Annotated in this window: 9 protein-coding genes; all 9 read left to right on the top strand. The window is 70.4% G+C overall.

All coding sequences use genetic code 11. The annotated features are described in order from the left end of the window. Positions 1-503: major capsid protein (locus ABD378_RS43320; protein ID WP_344530910.1), on the top strand; the 503-nt coding region annotated here is incomplete at its 5' end. A 2-nt stretch (positions 504-505) separates the two neighbouring features. After that, entirely contained in the window at positions 506-817 is a 312-nt protein-coding gene (locus ABD378_RS43315) for a hypothetical protein (protein WP_344530908.1), read from the top strand. A gap of 93 nt (positions 818-910) precedes the next feature. After that, positions 911-1,249: a hypothetical protein gene (locus ABD378_RS43310; RefSeq protein ID WP_344530906.1), complete on the top strand. Its 339-nt coding sequence runs from the start codon at positions 911-913 to the stop codon at positions 1,247-1,249. Continuing rightward, positions 1,246-2,088: a hypothetical protein gene (locus ABD378_RS43305; RefSeq protein ID WP_344530904.1), complete on the top strand. Its 843-nt coding sequence runs from the start codon at positions 1,246-1,248 to the stop codon at positions 2,086-2,088. The genes ABD378_RS43310 and ABD378_RS43305 overlap by 4 nt, the downstream gene beginning before the upstream one ends. Continuing rightward, on the top strand, positions 2,085-2,324 hold the full coding sequence (locus ABD378_RS43300) for a hypothetical protein (RefSeq protein ID WP_344530902.1): 240 nt from the start codon (positions 2,085-2,087) through the stop codon (positions 2,322-2,324). Before ABD378_RS43305 ends, ABD378_RS43300 begins: the two co-directional genes overlap by 4 nt. Next, positions 2,321-2,710 carry a hypothetical protein gene (locus ABD378_RS43295; protein ID WP_344530900.1) on the top strand — a complete coding sequence of 130 codons (390 nt, stop codon included), beginning with the start codon at positions 2,321-2,323 and terminating at the stop codon, positions 2,708-2,710. The genes ABD378_RS43300 and ABD378_RS43295 overlap by 4 nt, the downstream gene beginning before the upstream one ends. Further along, positions 2,710-3,150: a DUF6093 family protein gene (locus ABD378_RS43290; protein ID WP_344530898.1), complete on the top strand. Its 441-nt coding sequence runs from the start codon at positions 2,710-2,712 to the stop codon at positions 3,148-3,150. Before ABD378_RS43295 ends, ABD378_RS43290 begins: the two co-directional genes overlap by 1 nt. After that, complete coding sequence (locus ABD378_RS43285) at positions 3,150-3,542, top strand: HK97 gp10 family phage protein (RefSeq protein ID WP_344530896.1); 393 nt, start codon at positions 3,150-3,152, stop codon at positions 3,540-3,542. The genes ABD378_RS43290 and ABD378_RS43285 overlap by 1 nt, the downstream gene beginning before the upstream one ends. A 6-nt stretch (positions 3,543-3,548) precedes the next feature. Then, a complete protein-coding gene (locus ABD378_RS43280) occupies positions 3,549-4,016 on the top strand; it encodes a hypothetical protein (protein ID WP_344530894.1) in 468 nt (155 codons plus the stop codon). The last annotated feature ends 4 nt before the right edge of the window (positions 4,017-4,020 follow it).

Here is a 4,020-nt window from a genome sequence, read left to right as displayed (position 1 = left end):
GCTACCTCAAGAGCCGCGGCGCACCCCGACCGGCCCGCATCCTCACCAGCGAGCGCGCCGTGTCCGTCCTGGCGTCCAACCTGGAGTACCGCACCGCGTTCTGGAACTCCTCCAGCCCGGCGACCACCCCCTCCACCACGCTGTCCCCGCCCGACGTCAACTCCGTCCGGGCCCGCTGGAACCTGCCGCCCGTCGAAATCTACGACGAGCAGGTGTGGAGCGACGACGTCTACCGCCGCGTCACCCCCGAAGGCCTCTGGGCGATGATCCCCCCGAGTCCGGAACAGTGGGCGCAGACCCAGTACGGCGTCACCGCCGAGCAGGACAACCTCGACTCCGGCGAAAACCCGGGCCTCGAGGCGTCCCGCGAGCCTGGCATGTACGTCAGCTACGACAAGCAGTCCAACCCGGTCCAGTTCTCCACCACGGCCAACGCGATCGCGATGCCGGTCCTGTACGTCCCGGACTTCCACATCGCGGCCACCGTCCTGGACGAGGACTGACCATGGCCATCCTGAAACGAACCGTGTTCGTCCGGGATCCGGTCAGGCACCGCGACGTCATCCTGCGCGCCGGAGAGGAACCCGCACCCGAATACGCGGCCCTCGTCACCAACCCGGCGTGCTGGGAAGACGGCAAGCTGCCCGACACGGCCACCACGGACAGCACTGAAAGCTCCGACACCAGCGACGGTGACGCCGCGAACACGGAGACCAAGCAGGCCGCCCCCGCGGCCAAGAAGACGGCCACCAAGAAGGCGGCCAGCACGCCGGCTCGGGGCCGGAACGCCGCTGACGAGGGCACCAGCGGCACGTAGCAGGTGCGGGCCCGCCACTCCTGTGGTGGGGGCGCCACCCGGCGGGCCCGCACCCGCACCCCTTCCCACCCCGACATCCCCCTGGAGGCAGCAGTGGACGCCGCCGTCAAGGCCTGGCTCCTTGCCCAGCTGGGCGAGACCACCGACCTCACTGACCTCGAGAGCCGCTACACCCGACTCGGCGCGGCCCGCCCCGTCGCCCTCGAAGTCCTGCGCGGACGGCTGGCCGCATTCCTCCAGTCCCCGACCACCGTCAACGTGTCCGGCGTCGTCGGCGTCGGCTACGCGGAGAACATCAAGGGACTCGAGCGTCAGATCGCCCTCTTGGTGGCTGGCAGCGACCCCGCGCCCGACGAGCCCCCCACCGGCGGCGCCGACGAAACGGGCGGAGACTTCGGGATCCTGTTCCTCCAGGGCCGGAGCCGACGATGAGTACGCCCGTACGGCGAGGCCGCACCCTGCGCCAGCGCCTCATCGGCTTCATCGCCAACGCGGCAACCCGCCTGACAGGCGCCTGGAGCATCCTCGCCGCCGCACAAAACGCCCTCCTTCGCGTCCTTGCGACGGTCCGCCCCGGACGCAGCAGGGGTGCCGGTGTGCGCGTGCGCGCCGCCGTCACCGCCTTCAACCAGGCCCTGGCCGCCTTCGACCGGGCCGCCAGCAGCTTCGTCGAACGATGGGCCGCCACCGACCTGCCGCTCGTCTACCGTGAAGGCGCCTGGCAGATGCTGGAACGCGCCGACCAGTCGACCGAGCGCTTCACCTGGACTGCTCGCCACCGCGACGCCATCACCACGGCCTCCGCGCAGTACTACGCCGACCTCACCGGCCGCATCCGCGAAGCCCTGCGCCGCGCACGGGCCTTCCTCCGCGCAGCGCAGGACGCCGTCCGCGACCCGCAAAGCGCCCGCGTCGACACCGCCGCCCTGCGCCGCGACCATCCGCTGAACACCGTGATCTACGCCAACAACACCCGGCACCCGGTCGACGCGTGGGCGCGCGCCGCGATCACCTGGCAGGCCGTCACCACCGCCAACACTGCCGGAGCCCGCACCGCCCTGGACGAACTCGGCGTCTCGTACGTGGAAGTTCGTGACGGCGCCGACTGCGGGTGGACCAGCCACGGTGACCCCGACCGGGCGAACCGCACGCTGCGCACCGTGCAGGACGCCCTCGCCCACCCCACCGCCCATCCGCACTGCCAACGAGAGCTCCTGCCCCGCATGGACCTCACCGGCCGCAGCAACATCTTCTCTGGGGCCGCCCTGTGACCGAGCAGCCCATCGGGCCCATCCTGGACGGCCTCGGCGTCAGCCTCGAAGTCGACGACGGGGACCTGATCGCCTCTGCGGTCGTCATCCTCAAGGTCCTCGACAAAGACGGCGATGCCGCCCTTGCACTGGCCACCAGTGAAGGACTGTCCTGGATCGATCAGAACGGTCTGCTCGCCTCGGCACAGCAAATCGTCAACCAGGGAGCCGTCTTGACGAAGGGAGATGACGAGTGAGCGCCCCCAGCGAGCCGCAGGCGCACGGCGTCCGCATCGACGCGCAGCCTGGCTCCGCCACCATCACCCTGGACGGGCAGGCGCTGCCCGCGGGTACGGTCACCGGCTACACGATCCAGCACAACGTGCACGAGGCGCTGCCCACCCTCCTGCTGCACACCTGCCAGCCCGAAGGCGTGCTCTGGCAGGGCTTCGCCCGTGTCGCGGTCGCCATCGACCAGAGCCCCGGCGACCTGATCGCCGAGTTCCTCGCCGCAGTCGACCCCGTCCTCCTGGACCAGGAGGCCCTGAACCGGTCGGACTACGGCGGCGGCCCGGGAGCCACCGCCGTCGCGATGCTCGCCACCCTTACCGAGTGGGCGCGCGGCCAGAGAGCAGGCACCTGATGGCCCTGGATCTGTCCGGCATCACCAAGGTCGTCGAAGATCTCATCCCGTGGGACACCGTCCGCATCGCGGGCCCGGCCGCCGGGGAACCCGTCTTCAACCCCGAAACCGGCCAGTACACCTACCCCGAGGGCGAGACCCTGTACGAGGGCCGTGGGGCGGTCCAGCTCGCCGGCACCGTCGGCGGCGTGTCCTCCCTTCCCTCCCCGAACTTGCCGTGGGTGGACGAGACACGCTCCCGGTACAAGCTCCTCACCCCCCTTGAGGCGCCGGTCGCGGAGCGGGACATGCTCGTCACCGTCATCGCCGTGCACCCGAAAGGCGACCTGGCGCTCCTTAACCGGCAGTGGAGAGTCCAGGACCCCGGCATCGCCAGCACGCTCACGGTCATCCGTACGACGCCCCTGGACCAGGTTCAGCAGACCCGCGAGGTGCCGTGATGGACCTCGACGAACTCGCCGGGCGCCTCGAGCAGTCCGCGGACCGAGTCGGCCCGGAGGTGAACCGCACCGTGCAGCAGATGGCCCGCCTGGCACGCGCCCTGATCCGGGAGAACGCCTCCGGACGACCCGGCCCAAACATCATCACCGGGCAGTACGTGGCGTCCTGGCAGATCGAACCCTTCGGCGTCCCGGACGGAGGCGGCGCCGTCATCGGCACCAGCGCCCCGCAGGGCAGGCGCCTGGAGTACGGCTTCTACGACATGACGGACAGCGTCGGGCGGCACTTTTTCCAGGTGCCCCGGCCGCACGTCGACCCGGCCGTCAACGAACTGTCGTCTGAGTACGAGCAGGCGTTCCACGACGCCTGTGACCGGATCTTCGGGAGTTGATGCGCCGTGATCGACCGTCTTCCCGTCACCACTGCCGTCCAGGGCCTGCTGGCCACCCTCACCGGCAAGCCCGTCGGGCTGCGCAAGGTGCCCATCGACCCGACGACCGGGAAGCCACACCCCCCGCCCTACACGCTGCTCTACCCCCTCGACCACAGCGGCGACGACGGCACCCTCGCCGACCGCGGCGACGCTGCCGTCTCCGACTACCAGGCCGCGTTCGTCTCGGGGCCCGCCCCAGGGCTGCCGGACAGCAGCGGAGGCGACGCCCAAGCGCAGTGGATGGCCGATAAGGGCCGCAAGGTTGTGGAGCGGCCCGTCGACGGCAGCCCCGGCTACCGGTACCCGCTGAACATCCCCGGCATCAACTGCTACCAGCGCGAGGCGCGGGAAGCGGGGGGAACATCCGACGCATCCGATGCCATCATCACCAGTGTGATCCGTTTCCGTTTCTACCTGGAAACCAGCGCCTGACCTG

The sequence above is a fragment of the Streptomyces rectiviolaceus genome, assembly GCF_039533825.1.
In the GTDB taxonomy this organism is placed as follows: Bacteria; Actinomycetota; Actinomycetes; order Streptomycetales; family Streptomycetaceae; genus Streptomyces; species Streptomyces rectiviolaceus.
This window is presented reverse-complemented; position numbering and strand designations above follow the sequence as displayed.